This window comes from Vibrio sp. 10N.261.46.A3 (assembly GCF_041472995.1).
GTDB lineage: Bacteria > Pseudomonadota > Gammaproteobacteria > Enterobacterales > Vibrionaceae > Vibrio > Vibrio coralliirubri.
This window is the reverse complement of sequence record NZ_JBFRRH010000033.1, coordinates 1-1,045: the sequence shown is the minus strand read 5'-3', so window position 1 is coordinate 1,045 and position 1,045 is coordinate 1. Positions and strand designations below refer to the sequence as shown.

Here is a 1,045-nt window from a genome sequence, read left to right as displayed (position 1 = left end):
AGAACAACCAGTTGTTCCGCCCTACCGTGAACGGACGCACTGAACGTTCCGCTCGGTTATTATCCATGCTTAACCGGCCATCATCGATAACTCTTACTAGCTTCGACCATTGATTGAGACTGTAGCTAATCGCCTCACCCAATTTACTTTTAGGGGGCACCTGAGTGACCGATTTATCTAACCACGCCTTGAACCCAGGAAATGCACACGCTCACATTGCGTATCGCTTGAAAGTTCCGTTCTGTACTTCTGACATCGCACATAGCGAACCCATTCGCTACGCTGCTGCGATTGAGTCAGCAATGATTGAACGTCTAAAAGCGGATCGTGGGTTTGCTGGACTACTCACGAAAAACCCACTTCATTCACATTGGCAAAATGAGTTTTGGAGTGAGTACGAATATACGCTAGATGAACTGGCGGACTATCTCGATTTAAAAGGTCATCCGTTACGTGGTAGCGAAGTATCAGGTCTTGGTCGTAATTGTGAGTTGTTTGATTCAGTGCGACAGTGGAGCTACAAGGCGATTAGAGAGTTTTGGGCACCCAACTATAAGCGTGACTGGAACTCGGCTGTCTACGACCACGTAGAAGCCCTTAACGCTCAATTTAAAGTGCCTCTCCCTGTTTCAGAAGTGAAAGCGATAGCGAAATCGATCGCTAACTGGACATACCGTGAGTTCACGCCTGAGAAGTTCCGTCAGAGCCAAGCTAAGAAAGGTGCAAAAGGTGGTAAGGTTTCTACAGGCGGTAAGATTTCAAAAGGTGGTGGGCGTCCAATTAATAAGTATAGTGAAAACCATCTAGAGCCATGGAAAGAACTAGCTATTAGTCGAGCTACTTACTTCCGTAAAAAGAAAACTGGTCTCCTTTAGTGAGACTAAAACAACAGCCTTATCAGATAACAGCCCTTTTTAGGGCTGTTTTGCTTTCTAGTCTTAAGAGTGCTTCAACGTTTCTTTGAGACCACGTTATACTATAGGAGGTTGAGATTACGCTAAAAGAGATTCCTATCTTTTGCTGTCTAATCTACACCGCTCGGCGC

General features: G+C 45.5%; 1 protein-coding gene and 1 pseudogene. One reads left to right on the top strand and one right to left on the bottom strand.

All coding sequences use genetic code 11. The annotated features are described in order from the left end of the window. Nucleotides 1-184: pseudogene (locus AB4484_RS09315) on the bottom strand (transposase); the annotation flags it as partial. Between AB4484_RS09315 and AB4484_RS09310 the strand changes: the two are divergent. Then, on the top strand, nt 165-875 hold the full coding sequence (locus tag AB4484_RS09310; protein WP_372077719.1) for a replication initiation protein: 711 nt from the start codon (nt 165-167) through the stop codon (nt 873-875). The pseudogene AB4484_RS09315 and the gene AB4484_RS09310 overlap by 20 nt on opposite strands. Nucleotides 876-1,045 lie beyond the last annotated feature (170 nt).